This is a genomic window from Couchioplanes caeruleus, assembly GCF_023499255.1.
GTDB lineage: Bacteria > Actinomycetota > Actinomycetes > Mycobacteriales > Micromonosporaceae > Actinoplanes > Actinoplanes caeruleus_A.
Window position 1 is genome coordinate 6,856,596 of sequence record NZ_CP092183.1, and the last position, 20,791, is coordinate 6,877,386.

Genomic DNA, 20,791 nt, shown 5'->3' on the forward strand with positions numbered 1-20,791 from the left:
GGGCGGTCCTTCGCGGGCCGCCCCTGTCGCTGTGTCAGGCCCCGAGGGCGGCGGCCAGCAGCGGGCCGAGCCGCTCCAGCGTCGCCGGGTCCAGCAGCTCCGAGTGCGCCACGGGCAGCTCGTGGACCTCGAGGCCGGCGGTGAGCGGGCGCCACGCGGGCGCGGCCGGTCCGGCGAAGCCCTGCTCCGGCACGGTGGCCTCGACGAAGAACACCGTCCCCGGGTACGCGGGCAGCTCGGCGGCCGCCATCAGCGCGTCGGCGGCGAGATAGCTCTCCAGCACCCGCGCGATCTGCCCGTCGGTGAGGGCGGCCACGGCACCCCCGGCGTCCCGGACGAACGCGACCGCCTCCGGCAGCGTCAGCTCGCCCGGCACCGTGTAGCCCATCTCGGTCAGCAGTGCAGCCACGGTGGACGCCGAGGTGCCGTCGCGGCGGGCGTCGAGCATGCCCACGAAGGTCACCTCGCGGCCACGGGCGCGCAGGTCGGCCGCCACGGCCAGCGCCACGGCACCGCCGAACGACCAGCCGAGCAGGCGGACCGGCCCGGCCGGCCACGCGGCCTCGACCCGGCCGGCGTGCGCGGCGGCCAGCGCGGTCAGGGTCGCCGGCCGGTCGCCGCCGGAGAGCAGCGGCGACTGCAGGCCGATCAGGGGTACGCCGAGATGCCGCGTGAGTCCGGCGAACTGCCAGCTCAGCCCGCTCGCCGGGGCCACGCAGAACAGCGGCGGCCCGTCGCCCGCGGCCAGCTGGACGACCGGTGCGAGCGCGTCGCCGGCCGGGGCCCCGCCGGCCAGCAGCCGTGCCACTCCGGCGACGGTCGGTGCCGTGAACAGCCGGGCCACCGGGATCTCCGCGCCGAGCTCGTGCCGCAGGGCGGTGGCCAGCCGTACGAGCAGCAACGAATGCCCGCCGAGCGCGAAGAAGTCGTCGTCGGCGCCCACCGCCGCGACGCCTAGCAGCCGCGCGACGATCCGAGCCACCGTCTCCTCCGTCCGTGACCGCGGCGCGGTGGAGGTGACCGCCGCGACGCCGGCCTCGGGCAGCGCGTCGCGGTCGACCTTGCCGTTCGGGGTCAGCGGGAGCTCGTCGAGCACATGGCACACCGCGGGGATCATGTAGCCGGGCAGCGCCGACTCGAACAGCGCGGTCAGCGACGCCCGGGAGAACCGCGGGGTCGTGGTCACGTACGCGACCAGCCGCTCCCCGCGCGCGACCACGACGGCCCGCGTGACGTCCGGGTGGGACAGGGCGACCGACTCGATCTCGCCGAGCTCGATGCGGAACCCGCGCACCTTGACCTGGTGGTCGGTGCGCCCGAGATATTCCAGGCGCCCGTCGCGCCACCGGGCGAGGTCCCCGGTGCGATACAACCGGCCGGGGCCGTACGGGTCGGCGACGAACCGGGACGCGGTCAGCCCCGGCCGCCCGAGGTAACCCCGGGTGACCTGGGCGCCGCCGAGGTACAGCTCCCCCGCCACCCCGGGCGGCACGGGCTGCAGCCACTCGTCGAGCACGGCCGCCGTGGTGCCGGGCAGCGGTCGGCCGATCGAGCCGTCCCAGCCGGCGTCCACCTCGTCGGCGGTGGCCCACACGGTGACCTCGGTGGGGCCGTACAGGTTGACGACGGCGGCGGCGCGTTCGTGCAGGGCCCGGGCGAGCGGGACGGGCAGCGCCTCGCCGCCGACGAGCGCCCGGACGCCGGACAGGTCCACGTCGGACGCCTCCAGCAGCGCCGCCCAGAGCGACGGTGTCGCCTGCATCGCGGTGATCCGCTCGGTCTCCAGCAGCCGGGCCAGCAGCAGCGGGTCGCGTACCTGCTCGGGGGTGGCGAGCACGATCGTGCCGCCCGCGCGCAGCGTGCCGAGCAGCTCCAGCACGGAGATGTCGAAGGACAGCGTCGTCACCGCCAGCAGTCGTTCGCCGGGTTCCAGCGGGAGCGCGGCCAGGAACGCCTCTCGGTCGCGGCGGGTGACGACGACGCCCTTGGGACGCCCGGTGGAACCGGAGGTGTAGATGACGTACGCGGCGGTGTCCGGGTGCGGGGTCACCGCCGGCGCGGGTGCCGGGGTGACGCCGGCGAGGAAGGCCTCGTCGATGACCACGGCGGGCCGCGCGTCCTCGATCATGAGCTGCCGCCGGGCGGCCGGGAAGGCCGGGTCCAGCGGCAGGTAGGCGGCGCCGGCCTTGCCCACGCCCAGCACCGCGACGACCAGGCCGGCCGAGCGCGGGAGGTGGATGCCCACGATGCTCTCCGGCCCGGCGCCCCGGGCGGCGAGCGCGGCGGCCACCGCGTCCGAGGCCCGGTCGAGGTCGGCGTACGTGACATGCCGCCCGTCGGCGACCAGCGCGACGTCCTCCGGCCGCGCGACCACCGGGGTGCCGGCCGGGGCGACCGGCCGCCGGTCCAGCTCGGCGAGGTCCGCGGGGGTGAGCACCGGCACCCGGGTCACCGGCACGGAGGGGTCCTCGGAGACCGCGGCGAGCAGCACGGCGAGGCGGTCCAGCAGGCGGGCCGCGGTGGTGCCGGTGAACCGGTCGGCGTCGTACTCGCAGGTCACCTCGATGCCGTCGGCGCCGCCGTCGACGAACGTGACGGTGAGGTCCACCTTCGGATCGGCGGCGAACCCGGGGGCCGCCAGCACGGGCAGGCCCAGCAGCGTGCCGTCCCCGGCGGGCCGCGGGAAGTAGCCGATCATCACCTGGAACAGCGGGTTGCGGCCCGGCACCCGCGGCGGGTTGACGAGCTCCACGACCTGCTGGAACGGCACGTCGGCGTGCTCGTACGCGGCCAGGTCGGCGGCACGCACCCGGCGCAGCAGCTCGGCGAAGCTGGGCGCGCCGGACAGGTCGGCGCGCAGCACGACGGTGTTGACGAAGAACCCGACGAGGTCGTCCAGGGCGGCGTCACCGCGGCCGGAGGTGGGGCTGCCGATCGGGATGTCGGTGCCGGCGCCGTGCCGGTGCAGCAGCGTGGCGAGGGCGGCGTGCAGGAGCATGAACACGCTCGCCGATTGCGCCCCGGCGATGTCCCGCAGCTTCCCGGCGAGCTCCGGCGGCAGCGTCGTCGTGACCACACCGGCCGGGCGGCGGGTGGCCGTACGCGGCCCGTCGGCGGGCAGGGTGATCTCGTCGGGCAGGCCGCGCAGGGCGTCGCGCCAGAAGTCGCCGGACGGTTCCGGCAGGGACAGGACGTAGTCGGCGTACTGCACGGGCAGCGGTTCCCAGCCCGGTGCGTGACCGGCGAGGCGTGCCGCGTACGCGGTGTCGAGGTCGCGCAGCAGCGGCCGGTCGGACCACTCGTCCATGGCGATGTGGTGCAGCACCAGCGCGAGCACGCTGCCGGCTCCCTCGTCGATCACGGCGGCCCGGATCGGCAGGTCGGCGCCCAGGTCGAACGGGCGCGCGACCAGGCCGGCGACGGTCACGCCCGTCTCCACCGGCACCGTCGCCGGCGCCGGCAGGATGTGCTGGGCCGACGATCGGATCACCGTACGCAGCACCTCGTGCCGGGCCACCACGTCCGCGAGCGCGCGGGACAGGGCGGTCAGGTCCGGGTGCCCGCCGAGGCGCACGAGCAGCGGGTAGGTGTAGGCGCTCGAGCCGGGTTCGAGCTGGTCGAGCAGCCACAGCCGCTGCTGCGCCGGCGAGAGCGGCAGGACCTCGGGCCGCTGGCGGGCGGTCAGGGGGGCGCGCGCCGGCCCGGTGGTGGCCCGGGCGAGGCGTTCCGGCGTACGCGCGTCGAACAGCGCCCGCAGCGACAGGTCCCCGCCGAGTTCCGCGCGCACCCGGCCGAGCAGCCGCAAGGCGGTCAGCGAGTGCCCACCGGCGTCGAAGAAGTCGTCCTCCACGCCGAAGGACGGCAGCTCCAGCACCTCGGCGAAGAGCTCGCAGAGACGGCGTTCCCGGTCGCCGGCGGGCGGCCGCGACGACGTCGTCACCGTCGTGGCGGCCGGCAGCGCGGCGGTGTCGAGCTTGCCGTTGACGGTCAGCGGCAACGCGTCGAGCACCCCGTAGCGGCCGGGGACCATGTAGGACGGCAACCGCTCGGCCACGACCGCCCGCACCCGCGCCGGGCTGACATCGCCGACGAGATACGCGTGCAGCTGCCCATCGCGCGCCACCACCGCGGCCTGCCGCACCCCGGGCACCGCCGCGACCGCGGACTCGACCTCACCCAGCTCGATCCGGTAGCCGCGGATCTTCACCTGGTCATCGCTGCGCCCGAGAAAGTCCAGGTTGCCGTCCGCCCGCTCCCGCACCAGGTCGCCGGTGCGGTACAGCCGGCTGCCGTCCGGCCCGGCGACGAACCGCGAGGCCGTCAGCCCCGGACGGTTCAGGTAGCCGCGGGCCAGCCCGGCGCCGCCGATGTAGAGCTCACCGATGACACCGGGCGGCACGGTACGCAGCCATCCGTCCAGGACGTACCCGGTGGTGTTGAAGATGGGCCTGCCGACCGTGGGCGTGGCGCTGTCCGAGGTGCCCGCGCCCAGGGTGTTGATCGTGTACTCCGTGGGCCCGTACAGGTTGTAGCCGATCCCGCCGAGCCGGGCCCAGACCGCCTCGCTGACCGGCTCGCCGCCCAGCAGCACGAGGCAGGGCCGGTGGTCGCTGTCGAGCAGCCCTTCGTCCAGCAGCGCCTGCGCGTAGGTCGGCGTCACGTTGATGACGTCGACGCGGTGCTCGGCGCAGTACGCGACCAATGCCCGCCCGTCGCGCCGCAGCTCTTCGTCGGCGATGTGCACGTGGTGTCCCTCGACCAGCCACAGCAGCTCCTCCCACGACATGTCGAAGGAGAAGCTGACGGTGTGCGCGATCGTCAGGATCCGCCCGCCGGCCGCGGCAACCGTCGGCCCGAAGATCTCGGCGCGATGGTTGAGCTGCATGTTCGTCAGCCCCCGGTACGGCGTGACGACACCCTTCGGCCTTCCCGTAGACCCGGAGGTGTAGATGACGTAGGCGGGATCATCGGGATGTACCGACGTTGTCACCGGTTCACCATCCACCGGCATCCCGTCCAGTGACGAGAGCACCAGCAGCGGACGCGCGTCGTCGATCATCGCCTGCCGCCGCTCGGCCGGCAGGTCCAGATCCAGCGGCAGGTACGCCGCCCCCGCCCGCAACACCGCGAACAGCGCCACCACCATGTCGATACCGCGCGGCAGCGCCAGCCCCACGATCTGCTCCGGCCCGGCCCCCCGCGCGATCAGTCCCCGCGCCACCGCGTCGATCCGGGCGTCGAGTTCGGCATAGCTGAGCGTGGTGCCGTCATGGGTGAGCGCGTCGGCGTCCGGCGTCCGGGCCGCCTGCCCGGCCAGCATGTCCGCGATCGTGACCGCCGGGATGCGGGTCACGACACCGGTCCGCGGCCTCGGCGTGGGCAGCTCGATCGACGCGACGCTCGCGGCGGTGTCGAAGCCGGTCAGCACCGCGTGCAACCGGTCCAGCAGGGACTTCGCCTGTTCGGCGGGGACCACGTCGGGCCGGTACTCGAGCCGGATGCGCAGCGCCCGTCCCGGGGTGGCCACCCAGGTCAGCGGGTAGTGGGTGGCGTCGACCGCCTCGACGCCCACGATGCCGTGCTCGGCCTCCAGGTCGTCGAACGTGTCGTCGGCGAGGAAGTTCTGCAGCACGTACAGGCTGTCGAAGAGCGGGCCGCGACCCACCGCGCGCTGAATGTCGCCCAGGCCGACGTACTCGTGGGCCATGAGGTCGAGGCGCTCGGCCTGGACCCGCCGCAGGACGTCGCCGACCGGCTCGGCCGCGTCGAGGGTGACGCGCTGCGGCACGGTGTTGAGGAAGACGCCGACGACCTCCTCGATGCCGTCCAGCTCGGTGGGGCGCCCGGCCACGGTGGTGCCGAAGACGGCCTCGGACCGGCCCGACGCGTGGCCGAGCACGATCCCGAGCGCGGTGCTGAGCACGGCGTTGAGCGTCACCCCGGCCGCTCGAGCCTGCCCGACGAGGTGCGCGGTCTGCTCCTCGGTGAACCGCACGGCGAGGCTGCGGGCGAGAACCGGCCGGGTACCGGCTGCGGCCGGGTAGAGGATCGTCGGTTCCGCCCCGGCCAGGGACGCGGCCCACGCCCGCACGGACGCCGCGCTGTCCTGCCGGTCGATCCACGCGAGGTAGTCGGTGAAGCTCGCGCTCTTCTGCGGTACGGGCCGGCCGGCGTACGCGCCGAACAGGTCCCGCAGCACCAGCTCCCGCGACCACCCGTCCCACAGCAGCAGGTGGTATGTGAACAGCAGCCGGTCCCGCCCGCCGGGCAGCCGTACGACGGTGAGGCGCGCGAGGGGCGGCTCGGCGAGATCGAACGGCCGGCTCCGGTCGGCGGCCATCACCGCGCCGAGGTCGGCGGGATCCTCGATCACCTCGACGCTCACCGGGACGGATCGGCGCAGCAGGGCGACCGGCTTGCCGCGGCCGGCGTCGGTGAACGCGAGCCGGGCGGCCGGGTTGGCGTCGAGCACGGCCGCGAAGGCGCGTTCCAGGGCGGCGACATCCAGGCGGTGGTCCACGTCGAACGCGTTCTGGGCGATGTAGACGTCCGCGTCACCGGCGAGCTTCGCCTGGAAGAACAGCCCTTCCTGCAGCGGGGACAGCGGCCACTCCCGCTCGTCGGCCGGGGCCAGCGCGGCGGCCCAGCCGTCGGCGATCGCCCGGGTGGCGTCCGGTCCCAGACCCTCGTCGGCGTACGTGAGCACGGCCCGCAACTCGCCGCCGACCGCCGCCACGTTGATCTCCAGCAGGTACGGCGTCCCGAGGTCGTCGTCGGGGCGTACGCGCAGGTCCGCCTCCTCGTCCGCGGCGAACCTGCCCAGGTAGTTGAAGAGCACCTGGGGGGTCCCGAGCCGGGCCAGCGCCGCGGCACTGCGCGGGTTCAGGTAGCGCAGCAGGCCGTAGCCGAGCCCGTCTCCCTGCGGCAGCTCCGGCAGCCGGACCGGGGCGATGGACGTGAACCAGCCGACCGTACGGGACAGATCCGCGTCCCCGATCGGCTCGCGGCCGTGCCGTTCCAGGTCCACGACCAGCTCGTCCTCGGTGCCCCGCCAGCGGTTCACGGCCGCGTGCAGAGCGGTGAGCAGGGTGGCGGTGACGTCGCCGGTGAGCACCGCCGGGTCGACCGGAAAGCGGAGCTCGTGATCCCGGGTCTGCCCCACGGTCAGCCCGGACGTCACCGCGTCCGGCTTCAGCTCCGCGCCGGGGGCGAGCGTCCGCTGCCAGTGCGGGAACTCCGCCAGGCGCGCGGCGGCGCCGGCCTCCTCGGTGAGCGTCCGGGCGAACGACCGCAGCGACGTCCCGACCGGCTCCAGCTCGCGGCCCTCGTACGCCTGCCACAGGTCCTCGCCGAGGATGTGCCAGGAGACGCCGTCGACGACCAGGTGATGCGCGACCAGCAGCAGGCGGTCCTGGTCCGTGAAGAAGACGGCTTCGAGGACACGGCCGGCATCGGGATCCAGCCGGCCCACCGCCGCCTCGGCCTCCCGCCGGATCAGCTCGGGGCCGGTGCCGTCCACCGTGGTCAGCACGGCCGGCCCGGTCGTGCGGACCTCCTGCGACCAGAGCATCGGCGCCGGGCGGCTCAGCGTGAGCCGGAGCGCGTCGTGGTGGGCGACGAGCCGGTCGAGCGCGGGCCGGAGCCGGGCCGTCGTCGCGCCCGGCGGCGTCCGCAGCACGGTCGCCTGGTGCAGCCGGTTGATGCCGCCGCCCAGCTCGGCGAGCCGGTGCACGATCGGCAGCAACGCGACCTCACCCACGCCGTCGCCCGCCTTGGGGGGTGCGCTGGGTTTCTCCGGCACGGAGGCCAGCGCAGCGGGGGTGCGCTGGAGGAACACGTCGCGCGGGGACAGCCTGATGCCGCTGCGCTTGGCCCGGTTCACCAGCTGGATCGCGACGATGCTGTCGCCGCCCAGCGCGAAGAAGTCGCCGTCGGCCGGTACCCCGTCCAGGCCCAGCACCTCGGCGAACAGCTCGCGCAGCGCGGTGACCGCCGGGCTCTCCCCCGCCGCCCGCACCGGCGCGGCGACGGTCCGGGCCGGGGCCGGCAGGGCGTCGCGGTCGAGCTTGCCGTTGACGGTCAGCGGCAGCGCGTCGAGGGTCACGAACGCCGCCGGGACCATGTAGTCCGGCAGCACGGAGGCCAGGTGCGCGCGGATCGCGTCCTCGTCCGGGCGGCTGCCGGCCCGGGCCACGAGGTACGCGACCAATCTGCCGTCGCGGACGATCACGGCCGTGTTCGCGATGCCGGGCAGCGCCAGCAGCGCCGCCTCGATCTCGCCCGGCTCGATCCGGTAGCCGCGGACCTTCACCTGCTGATCCGAGCGGCCCAGGTAGACCAGCTCGCCGTTCTCCCAGCGGGCCAGGTCGCCGGAACGGTAGAGGCGGCCGGGGCCGTACGGGTTCGCGACGAACCGGGACGCGGTGAGCGCCGGGCGGTCCAGGTAGCCGCGGGCCAGCTGGGCGCCGGCCACGTACATCTCGCCGGTCACCCCCTCCGGCACCGGCTGCAGGTACGCGTCCAGCACGTGCACGGCCAGCCCGGGCAGCGCGCCGCCGATCACGCTGGGCCGGGTCACGTCCGCGGCGTCCAGCGCGCGGAACGACACGTGCACCGTGGTCTCGGTGATGCCGTACATGTTGACCAGCACGGGGCCGGCGTTGCGCTCGTACCAGGGGGCGAGGCGGGACGGGTCGAGGGCCTCGCCGCCGAACACGACGTAGCGCAGCGGCAACCGGCCGGGCTCGGCCGCGTCCGCCTCGATGAGCGGGTGGAAGGCGGACGGGGTCTGGTTGAGGACGGTCACCTTCTCGTCGCGCAGCAGCGCCCGGAACCGCTGCGGGTCGCGGGCGACGTCGTGCGGTACGAGCACGAGGCGGCCGCCGTGCAGCAGCGCGCCCCACAGCTCCCACACGGAGAAGTCGAACGCGTACGAGTGGAACATCGTCCAGACGTCGTCCGGCCCGATGTCGAAGACGCGTGCGGCGGCGGCGAAGAGCGCCCGTACGTCGCGGTGGGTGACCACGACGCCCTTCGGCTTGCCGGTGGAGCCGGAGGTGTAGATGACGTACGCGGCGTTGTCCGGGCTCAGCGGCACGGCCGGGCGGGTCTCCGGGCGGCCGGGAGCCTCCACGCCGATCCCGCCCTCGCCGATCACGCAGACCGGTCGCGCGTCGTCGAGGATGTACCGCTGCCGGGCCGCCGGCGCCGCGGCGTCGACGGGCACGTAGCAGCCGCCCGCCTTGACCACGGCCAGCAGCGCGACGATCAGGTCCTCGGACCGCGGCAGGCTCACCGCCACCCGGGATTCCGGCCGGACGCCGCGGGCGATCAGCTCGTGTGCGAGCCGGTTGGCCCTTGCCTCCAGCTCCGCGTAGGTGAGGCCGCCGACGGCGACCGCGTTCGGACGGTCGAGCGAGATGTCCAGGATGCCGCTCACTTCCTGATCATCCGGGGCGACCCGCACGGTCTCGCCCAGGGAGAGCGACGAGACGGGCCGATCGAGGTCGTCGATGAGCTGGTTCACGACGGACGCCACCTGGGTGACGAGCCGGTCCGCGGCGGCGGCGCCGACGGCCGCGTCGTACTTGATCTCGAGGGTGAGGCGGTCGCCCGGGAACGCGACCAGGGAGACCGGGTAGTGCGGTGAGTCCGTACCGGTGAAGCCGCGCACGCCGAGGCCGGGCGCGTCACCGGCGGCGACCGCCGGGAAGTTCTCCACCACGACCATCGAGTCGAACAGCTCACGGACCCCGGCGAGGCGGTTCAGCTCCGCGAGGCCCACCTGCTGTACGTCGAGCACGTCGGTCTGCTGCTCCTGCAGGCGGCGCAGCACGTCGCCGGCCGGCTCGTCCGGGCGCCACGCCATCGGGACCGGCACGGTGTTGATGAGCAGGCCGACGATCGACTCGACGCCGGGCAGGTCGCCGCCGCGGCCGGAGACGGTCGAGCCGAACACCACCCGGTCGCGGCCGAGCAGCCGGCCCAGCAGCAGACCCCACGCGCCGTGGATCAGCGTGCTGACCGTGATGCCGTGGCCCCGGGTGACCGCGGCCAGCGCGTCGGCCCGGTCCACGTGGGCGAACGCGCTGTCGTGGCGTGAGACCTCGGTGATGTCGGGGTACAGCATGGCCGGCTCCACGCCGTCGAGGGCGGTACGCCAGGCGGCCCGGGCGGCGTCGCGGTCCCGGGTGACGACCGACTCGACGTGGTCGCGGAAGGTGCCCACCGGCTCCGGCAGAGCCCGGCCGTGGTACGCGGCCACGACGTCGGAGAACACCAGCGGGTACGACCACCCGTCGGCGAGGAGGTGGTGCATCGTCTCGATCAGCCGGTGCTCGGTGGCGCTCAGCGAGACCAGCGCGTAGCGCAGCACGGGCGGCCGTGCCAGATCGAACGGCTGCGCCAGCTCCTCCGCGACGACCTCGGCGAGTCGTGCGCCAGAAGCATCGGCGAGGTCCACCTCCCGCCACGGCACCTGTACGTCCGCGGCGATGACCTGCACGATGCGGCCGTCACGGGTCTCCCGGAACGAGGCGCGCAGGGCGGCGTGACGGCGTACGGCGGCCTCGACCGCGGCGCGCAGCCGGGCCGGGTCCACCTCGCCCGTCAGCTCCGCGACCTGCTGGACGGCGTACGTGTCCACATCGGACGTGACCGCGTGGAAGTACATGCCCTCCTGCAACGGCAGCAACGGCAGCACGTCGGCGGCGCCGGCGAACGCGTCGACGTCGTCCTGGGTGAGCGGTACGAGCGGGAAGTCCGACGGCGTGTGCCCGCCGACGTCCGTCACGGCCAGCTCGCGCAGCACGGCCGTCCAGTGCTCCGCGAGCGCGGCGATCCGCTCCTCCGGGAACAGCGCGGACGGCCAGGACAGCGTCGCCTCGAACACGTCGCCGGTCGCGTGCGCGTTGATCTCCAGCGGCATGGCCGGGTTGGCGGGGTCGACTCCCTCGCGAAGCGGTGCGGCGGGACTCCAGTCGCCTCCGTCGTCGGCGCCGAAGCGGCCGAGATAGTTGAACAGGATCTCCGGCGCCGGTCCGAAGTCGTGGTCGTGCAGCCAGCGCAGCCGGCCGTACCCGAGCCCGCCGTCCGGGACCGCGCGCAGCTGCTCCTTGACCGCGCGGACCGCCGCGGCCAGGTCGGTCGTGGTGCCGGGCTCCAGGCGTACGGGGTGGATGGCGGTGAACCAGCCGATCGTGCGGGACAGGTCCAGGTCGCCGGTGCGGCCGTGGCCCTCGAGGCTGACCAGCACGGGCGCGTCGGTGCCCCGCCACCGGTTCACGGCGACCGCGAGGGCGGTGAGCAGGACGTCGTCGACGCCGCCGTGCAGCGACGCGGGCACGGTGGTGAGCAGCGGCACGGTCACGTCGGCGGGCAGCGTCACGGTGACCGAGCGGACGGTCGCCGCGGTGTCGGCCGACGGGTCGGCGGGACGGTCGCCGAGCAGCGGGCGGGGCTCGGCGAGCGTCGCGCGCCAGAAGTCCTCCTGGCCCGCGTACGCCGGCCGGGACGCGGCGAAGGTCCGGAAGGACGCGCCGACCGGTTCGAGCTCCTCGCCCCGCCAGGCGCGGCGCAGGTCCTCGGCGAGGATCCGCCACGAGACGCCGTCGACGACGAGGTGATGGATGACGAGCAGCAGCGTCCGGCCGTCCCAGGCGGCGCGCAGCATGACGCCGTTCGCCGGGTCGAGGCGGGCCACCTCGGCGGCCTCGTCGATCGGCCCCTCGCTGATCAGCCCGGCGGCGCGCAGGCCGGGGGCGGGGACGTGCAGGGTGCCGTCGAAGGAGGCGCGGAGCAGGTTGTGGCGGTCGAGCAGCGCCTGCAGGATCTCCTCGAGGCGGCCCCGGGTGAGCCCGGCCGGGGTGTGCCAGGCCATCGACTGACAGAAGTGGCCCAGCGGCGTCGCCGACTTCACCGTCTCGGCGAGCATCGGCGTCAGCGCGACATCGCCCAGGCCGTCGTCGGCCACGGTCTCCACGGCCGCGGCGGGCAGCGCGCCGGCGAGGGCCTGGACCGTACGGCGGCGGAACACGTCCCTCGGCGTGACGGGCAGCCCGGCCGCGCGGGCCCGGCCGGCGACCGCGATGGACGAGATGCTGTCCCCGCCGATCGCGAAGAAGTCGTCGTCGATGCCCACCTCCGGGAGCCCGAGCACTCCGGCGTAGATGCCGGCGAGCACGCGTTCCCGCTCGTCCCGCGGCTCGCGGGCGGCGGACAGGATCGGCGTCGCGGCCGGCAGCGCGGCGGTGTCGAGCTTGCCGTTGACGGTCAGCGGCAGCGCGTCGAGCACCCCGTAGCGGCCGGGGACCATGTAGGACGGCAACCGCTCGGCCACGACCGCCCGCACCCGCGCCGGGCTGACATCGCCGACGAGATACGCGTGCAGCTGCCCATCGCGCGCCACCACCGCGGCCTGCCGCACCCCCGGGACCGCCGCGACCGCGGACTCGACCTCACCCAGCTCGATCCGGTAGCCGCGGATCTTCACCTGGTCATCGCTGCGCCCGAGGAAGTCCAGGTTGCCGTCCGGGCGCTCGCGTACGAGGTCGCCGGTGCGGTACAGCCGGCTGCCGTCCGGCCCGGCGACGAACCGAGAGGCCGTGAGCCCCGGACGGTTCAGGTAGCCGCGGGCCAGTCCGGCGCCGCCGACGTACAGCTCACCCACCACCCCCGGCGGTACCGGCCGCAACCAGCCGTCCAACACGTACCCGACGGTGTTGAGGATGGGCTTGCCGACCGTGGGCGTGGCGCTGTCCGAGGTGCCCGCGCCCAGGGTGTTGATCGTGTACTCCGTCGGGCCGTACAGGTTGTAGCCGATCTCCCCGAGCCGGGCCCAGACCGCCTCGCCGACCGCCTCGCCGCCCAGCAGCACGAGCCACATCCGGTGCCCGTCCAGCAGCCCCTCGTCGATCAGGTGCTGGGCGTACGTCGGCGTCACGTTCACCACGTCGATGCCGTGCGAGCGGCAGTACCCGACCAGCGCCGTCGCGTCACGCCGCAGCTCCTCGTCGCAGACGTGCACCTCGTGGCCCTCGACCAGCCACAGCAGCTCCTCCCACGACATGTCGAAGGAGAAGCTGACGGTGTGCGCGATCCGCAGCCGCTCGACGCCGGCCGCCCGGGCCCGCGCGACGGTCGGCCCGAAGATCTCGGCACGGTGGTTGACCTGCATGTTCGTCAAGCCCCGGTACGGCGTGACGACACCCTTCGGCTTCCCCGTGGACCCGGACGTGTAGATGACATATGCAGGATCGTCAGAATGTATCGACGTCGTTACAGGACCACCATCGAGTGCGAGGCCGTCCAGGGAGGAGACGACCAGCAGCGGCCGTGCGTCCTCGACCATCGTCGTGCGCCGCTCGGCCGGCAGGTCCAGATCCAGCGGCAGGTACGCCGCCCCCGCCCGCAACACCGCGAACAGCGCCACCACCATGTCGATACCGCGCGGCAGCGCCAGCCCCACGATCTGCTCCGGCCCGGCCCCCCGCGCGATCAGTCCCCGCGCCACCGCGTCGATCCGGGCGTCCAGCTCCGCGTAGGTCAGCCGCCGGGAGCCCGAGACCAGAGCGGTGAGGTCCGGGGTACGCCGCGCCTGGGCGGCCAGCATGTCGGCGATCGTCTCGCCGGGGATGTCCGCCGACCGGCCGCGCAGGGCGTGGTCCGCGGCGGTGACGACCGATCCCGCGGGCACGTCCAGCCCGTCGGCCAGGGTCCGCAGCACGTCCACGAACTGGTCCACCATGGACCGGGCACGGTCCGTGGTGACCACGTCCGGGCGGTACTCCAGCTTGACGCGCAGGTTCGCGCCCGGCGTCAGCACCCACGTCAGCGGATAGTGCGTGGTGTCGGTGTACTCGACGTTCACGATGCCCTGGGCGGCCTCGAGGTCGTCGAACGTGCTGTCGGCGAGGAAGTTCTGCAGCACGTACAGGGTGTCGAAGAGCTGCTCGTGCCCGGTCGCGCGCTGGATGTCGCCGAGGCCGAGGTACTCGTGCGGCGCCAGGTCGAGCCGGTCCCGCTGGGCGCGGCGGGCGAGGTCCGCGACGGTGTCCGACGGGCTCGCCGCGACCCGGGCCGGCACGGTGTTGAGGAACAGCCCGATGACGTTCTCGATGCCGGGCAGCTCGGCGGGGCGGCCCGCCACGGTCGTGCCGAACGTGACGTCACCCCGGCCGGTACGGTGCCCGAGGACCAGCCCGAGCGCCGCGGTGAGCACCGAGTTGAGGGTGACCCCGGCCCGGCGTGCCTGCTCGGTGAGCCGGGTCGTGACCGCGCTCGGGAGCGCGGCGAGCACCCGCTCGGAGAGCATCGGCGCCCGCCCGGCGGCCTCCGGCACCACGATCGCCGGCTCGCCCAGCCGCGCGGCCCAGGCGGCCGCGGACGCGTCCCGGTCCTGGGCGTCGATCCAGGCCAGGTAGTCGGTGAAGGCCGGGCCGCCGGTCGGCAGCGCACCCCGCTCGCCGCGGGAGTCGTACAGCGCGAACAGCTCGCGCAGCACGAGCTCGCGGGACCAGCCGTCCCAGAGCAGGAAGTGGCACGTGAGCAGCAGCCGGTCGCAGCCGTCCGGGCCGCGGACCACGGTGAGCCGGATCAGCGGCGGCTCGGTCAGGTCGAACGGCCGCTCCCGGTCGGCGGCGGCGATCGCCTCCGGGTCGCCGTCGACGACGGTCACGACCGCGGGCACGCGTGCGGCGATGCGCTGCTGCGGGCGCGGCTCGCCGACGAATGCGGCGCGCAGGGCCGGGTGCCGGTCGAGCAGCGCGGCGAAGGCCAGCTCCAGCGCGGGTACGTCGATGCGCCGGTCCAGGTCGAAGACGTTCTGCGCGATGTACGTGGTCGCGTCCTCGGTGAACGTGGCCTGGTAGTACACGCCCTGCTGCAGCGGGGACAGCTCCCACACCTCGGCGGGCTCGTCCGCGGCGATCGCGGCAGCCGTACGCTTCTCGAACACGTCCTGGATGGACACGTCGACGCCGTCGCGGGCGAGCAGATGCACGAGGCGGATCGCGGTGATGCTGTCGCCGCCGCGCGCGAAGAAGTCGTCGTGCACCCCGGCCGTCGCGGCGCCCAGCACCTCGGCGAAGCGGGCCACGACCCGGGCCTCGCGCGGCGTGCGGGGCGGTTCGGCCACGGCGGCGGCCGGATCCGGCAGGGCCCGCCGGTCCCGCTTGCCGTTGGGCAGCAGCGGTACGGCGTCCAGCACGGTGACCGTCGCGGGCACCAGGTATCCCGGCAGCTCCCCGCGCAGCGTGGTGAGCAGGGCCTGCGGGTCCAGCCGCTCCCCCGGCTCGGGCACGACGTACCCGTGCAGGGTGTTGCGGCGCGCGACCGCGACCGCCTCGCGCACACCGAGCCGCCGCAGCAGCGCGGCCTCGACCTCGGCGAGCTCGACGCGGTGACCGTTGACCTTGACCTGGTCGTCGTTGCGGCCGAGGAACTCGACCCGGTCACCGGCCCAGCGGCCCAGGTCGCCGGTGCGGTACAGGCGCTCGCCCGCTGTGAACGGGTCGGCGACGAACCGGGCCGCGGTCGCGCCGCCCTGCCCCCGGTAGCCGCGGGCCAGCTGCACGCCGCCGACGTAGATCTCGCCCGTCGCGCCGGGCGCCACCGGCTCCAGCGCCGCGTCCAGCAGGTGGATGCGCACGCCCGGAACAGCCCGGCCCAGCGTGACGGTCGTGCCGGGCGTGACCGTGCCGGCCAGCACGTCGCCGGTGTTCTCCGAGGCACCGTACGAGTTGACGATCTCGGCGTGCGGCGACGCGGCCGCCAGCGCGGCGACCGTGGCGGCGTCCAGCGCCTCGCCGCTGGTGATCCACCGGCGCAGCCCGGCGACCCGCTCGGGAGCCGTCCCGGCGAGAGCGGCGGCCAGGCTCGGCACGGCCAGCAGCTGCGTCGCGCCGGTGTCCGCGACCAGCCGGGCCAGCGCCGTACCGTCGGTCGCGGCGGTCTCGCCGGCGATCACCACGGTGGCGCCGGCGACCAGGCCGCCGAGCAGCTCGGTGGTGCCGTCGATGAAGCTCATCGAGCTCTTCGCGACGCGTACGTCGCCGTCCCACCGCTCGCGCGCCCAGGCGAGGCGGTTCGCGAGGCCGGCGTGGGTGCCGACGACGGCCTTCGGGCGCCCGGTCGACCCGGAGGTGTAGACGACGGACGCCGCGTCCAGCGGTCCGACCTCGACGGCCGGCGCCGCGCCGCGGGCCGTCCGCAGCCGCACGGACGGCAGGTCGTGCGGGGGCAGCGCGCGCCCGGCGGCGTCGTCGGTGAGCACGCACGCCGGCCGCGCGTCGTCGAGCATGAACTCGATCCGCGCCGCCGGGTACGCCGGATCCACCGGCAGGTACGCGGCCCCGGCGCGCAGCACGCCGAGCAGCGCGACGGGCAGGTCGGCCGTACGCCGGGTGGCCACCGCGACGACATCACCGCGGCGTACCCCCGCGGCGTGCAGCGCGGCGGCGACCGCGCCGGAACGGGCCCACAGGTCCGCGTACGTCAGCTCGGCGGCACCGCTGCGCACGGCGACCCGGCCGCGCTCGACCGCGCCGATCATCTCCGGCACCGACACCTCGGCACAGGGCGGCGCCCCCACCCCGAGCGCCAGCAGCCCGGTCCGGTCCGCGGCGGAGAACAGGTCGATCGCGGCGACGGGCGTGGCGGGGCCGGCGGTGAGCACGCGCACGTACTGGTCGAGCAGGCGCGCGCCGACGGCCGGATCGAGCCGGTGGGTGAGCGTGACCGTGACGGTGTCACCGGGCTTGACCATCAGCGTCGCCGGGTAGTGCGGGGCCTCGACCACGTCCACGCCGCCGATGCGCAGCCCGTCGGCGTCCGGGGCCGCCGCGGCCGGGTAGTTCTCGACGACCACGAGCGTGTCGAACAGCTCGGGCAGGCCGGTCCGGCGCTGGATCTCGGCGAGCGAGGTCTGCTCGTGCTCGACCACCGAGCGCTGGTCCGCGGCGAACCGGGCGAGGACGTCGGCCAGGGTCTCCGAGCCGGACCAGCGGACCCGGGCGGGCACGGTGTTGACGAGCAGCCCGACGATCGCGTCGATGCCCGGCACGTCACCGGAGCGCCCGGCGACGGCCGAGCCGATCACGACGTCGGTGCGGCCGGTGACCCGGCCGACGAGCACCCCCCAGGCCGCGGCGAGGACGTTGCCGGCCGTCACGCCGAGCCGCCGCGCCACCGCTTGCACCGCCGTGCCGTCCACGCTGGTCGTCACGCTCGCCGCGGGGCCGTCCGCGCCGGGTGCCAGCAGGGTCGGCTCGGCCACGCCGTCGAGGAGGCGGGCGTACGCCTCCGGGTCGCCCTCGCCGCGCCGGGCCAGGAAGTCCCGGTACGGCGGCGCCGGTGGCAGCGGCTCTCCGGCGTACCGGGCGAGCAGGTCGGCGAGCATCAGCGGGACGGACCAGCCGTCGGCGACGATGTGATGCACGGTCTGCACGAGGACGTGCCGGTCGGCGGCGAGGCGGACCAGCGCGTACCGCATCGCCGGCGGGCGGGCGAGGTCGAAGGGACGGGCGCGCTCGGCGGCCGCGACCTCGGCGGCGTCACCGGTCACGACGTACCGCCACGGCGTCTCGACCGGGCCGCCGAGCACGGCCACGACGTCGCCGGCACCGGTCGCCCGGAAGGCGGCCGCGAGGTTGGGGTGGCGGTCGAACAGGTCGGCGGCGGCCCGGTGCAGGCGGTCGGGGTCGAGCGGGCCGTCGAGGTGGATCAGCTGCTGGACCACGTACGGGTCGGCGCCCGGCGCGTACGTGGCGTGGAAGTACAGCCCGGCCTGCAGCGGGGTCAGCGGCAGCACGTCACGGGCGTCCGGCCCGAGCGCGTCCACGTCGGACTGGGTCAGGTCGGCGAGCGGGAAGTCCGACGGCGTGTGCCCGGCGACGGCGGGGTCGGCGGCGATGGCCGTGAGCAGCTGCGCCCAGCGGTCCGCGTACGCCTGAACCGTCTCGCGCGACAGCACCCGGCCCGGCCAGCTGAACACCGCGGACAGCTCGGCGCCGACGGTGACCGCGTTGACCTCGAGTGCCCTGGGCAGCGGCATGCGCGGATCCCGCCGCTCGACGACCACCTCGCCGTCGTCGAAGCGGCCGAGGTAGTTGAACAGCACCTGCGGCTGCACCGCCAGTTCCGAATGGCCGGCCAGGTAGCGCAGGGCGCCGTAGGAGGTTCCGTTGTCCGGCACGGCCCGCAGCTGGTCCTTGACGGCCTTGACGGCGGCGGCGGGCGAGAGCCCGGTGACGTCGAGCGGCACCGGGAAGAGCGTGGTGAACCAGCCGACCGTCCGCGACAGGTCCAGGTCGGCCACGTCCTCCTCCCGGCCGTGCCCTTCCAGCTCCAGCAGCAGCGGCTCGTCCGGGGACACCGCCAGCACCAGCGCCGCGACGAGCGCGTCGTTGACACCCCCGTGGACGGCCGCGGGTACGGCGCTGAGCAGCCGTTCGGTGACCTCGGCGGGCAGCGTGACGGTCAGCGTCTCCTCGGTGGCCACGGTGTCGGTGGCCGCCGGCACGCGACCGAGCGGACCGACCGGCATCCGCGCGGCGCGGGTCCAGAACGGCAGATCCGCGCTGAAGTCGACCTCGCGCAGCGCCGTGGCCCACTGCCGGAACGACGTCGGCGCCGGGGCGATCGGCAGGCCGCCGCGCAGGTCCTCGGCGAGCACCCGCAGCGAGACGCCGTCGGCGATCGCGTGGTGCAGGGCCACGATCAGTTCGCCGCTCGCCGGCAGATGCGAGAACGCCGCCGGCCGCCCGGTGCTCAGCCGGGCGGCCGTCGCCTCGAGGTCCTCACCGGTGCGCAGCACGTCCGCGGCGGTCAGCTCACCGGCCGGGCGGACCGTCAGCACGGCGCCGTCGATGCTCGCCCGCAGCACGTCGTGCGCTGCGAGAAGGCCGTCGATCACCGCCGCGACGTCACCGTCGGGCGCGGGCAGGGTGATGGCCTGGAAGAAGCCGTCGAACCCGTTCCCGACCTCGTCCAGCCAGGCCAGGATCGGCGTCGGGGGCACCTCGCCGACCGCGTCCACCGCGGCGGCCTCCGGCTCGTCCTCGCTCACCACCATGGCGAGCGCGGCCGGGGTCGGGTGGGCGAACAGGTCCCGGGCGCGCAGCGCGAAGCCGGCCCGGCGGGCGGCCCGGACCGCGCCGATCGCCACGATGCTGTCGCCGCCGAGCGCGAAGAAGTCGTCCTCCGCGCCGACCGTGCCGAGGCCCAGCACGGACGCGAACACCTCGCACAGGCGCGCCTCGGTCTCGTTCCGCGGGCCTCGCGACCGCTCGGCGCCGAGCACCGGCGAGGGCAGGGCGCGGCGGTCCACCTTGCCGTTCGCCGTCAGCGGGAACGCGTCGAGGACCACGAATGCCGACGGGACCATGTATTCCGGGAGGCGGTCGGTGCACCAGGCGCACAGCTCGTCGCCGGTGGCGCGGGCGGACAGGGTCGCGTACCCGATCAAATGCCGCTCCTGGACGGTGACGACGGCCTGGCGCACCGCGGGGTGGGCCGCGACGGCGGCCTCGACCTCCTCCAGCTCCAGCCGCATGCCGCGGATCTTCACCTGGTTGTCGGCGCGGCCGACGAACTCGAGGCTGCCGTCGCCGGTCCGGCGGGCCAGGTCGCCGGTGCGGTACATGCGCTCGCCCGGGGCGCCGAACGGGTTGGCGACGAAGCGGGAGCCGGTCAGCGCGGGCGCGTTGACGTACCCGCGGCCGAGCAGGAAACCGGCCGCGTACAGCTCGCCGGTGACGCCCGGGCCGACCGGGTTCAGGTCGTCGTCGAGGACGTGCAGCTGCGTGTACGGATTGGGCCGCCCGATCGAGGTGGCGATGCGCTCGGCGGAGTCCCGGTAGATGACGTGCGAGACGCCGATCGTGGCCTCGGCGGGGCCGTACCCGTGGTAGAGCGTCGTGGTGAGCTGCGCGCGGAAGCGTTCGAACAGCTCCGGCGTGAGCACCTCGCCGCCGCACCACACGTGCCGCAGCCCGTCCAGCAGGTGCGTGCCCCGGGCGAGCTGGAGCAGCACGTCGAGCATCGAGCTGACCAGGTAGACGAAGGTCACGCCCTCGGTGGCGATGAGGTCGAGCAGGTACTGCGGGTCCCGCTCGCCGCCCGGCTCGGCCACGACGACGTACCCGCCGGAGACAAGCGGCAGCAGGATCTCGTTGACGCTGATGTCGAACGACAGTGGCGCCTTGAACAGCGCGGCGTCGCCGGGTCCGAAGTGCAGGATCTCCTCGCGCTGCCAGCGCAGCCGCTCGTGGATGGCCTCGTGCCGGATCATCGCGCCCTTGGGCCGGCCGGTGGAGCCGGAGGTGAAGATGACGTACGCGAGCTGGCCGGGTGCGACGGCCACGTCGGGCGCCTCGGCGGTGCCGGCCGGAACGTCGGCCGCGGTGAGGACCAGCTTCGCCCGGGCGTCGGCGAGGACCTGCTCGCGGCGGCGGTGCGGCCAGGCCGGGTCGACCGGTACGAACGCCCCGCCCGCGACCATCGTGGCCAGCACCGCGATCACCATCTCGGCCGAGCGCGGCATGCCGATGCCGACCACGTCCTCCGGCCCGACACCGCGTGCGCCCAGGTCCCGGGCCAGCGCGTGCACCCGGCCGCTGAGCTCGGCGTACGTCAGCCGGGTCTCCCCCGCGACGAGGGCGAGCGCGTCCGGGGTCCGGGCCGCCTGATCCCGGAACGCCGCGACCACCGTGGCGGTCGTCGCGGGGCGGGTGTGGTCCTGCAGGCCTGCCGTCATCGGTCCGCACCTTTCGACGTGGACCCGCCCGTGGTGGCG

1 protein-coding gene is annotated in these 20,791 nt (G+C 74.9%); it reads right to left on the minus strand.

Annotation, left to right across the window (positions count from 1 at the left end):
- Positions 1-34: 34 nt before the first annotated feature.
- Entirely contained in the window at positions 35-20,752 is a 20,718-nt protein-coding gene (locus COUCH_RS31750; protein ID WP_249608876.1) for a non-ribosomal peptide synthetase, read from the minus strand.
- Positions 20,753-20,791: the final 39 nt, after the last annotated feature.

Bases quoted from the DNA above. Each gene is read 5' to 3' on its own strand.
- COUCH_RS31750 (WP_249608876.1), bottom strand. From the start codon at position 20,752: ATGACGGCAGGCCTGCAGGACCACACCCGCCCCGCGACGACCGCCACG.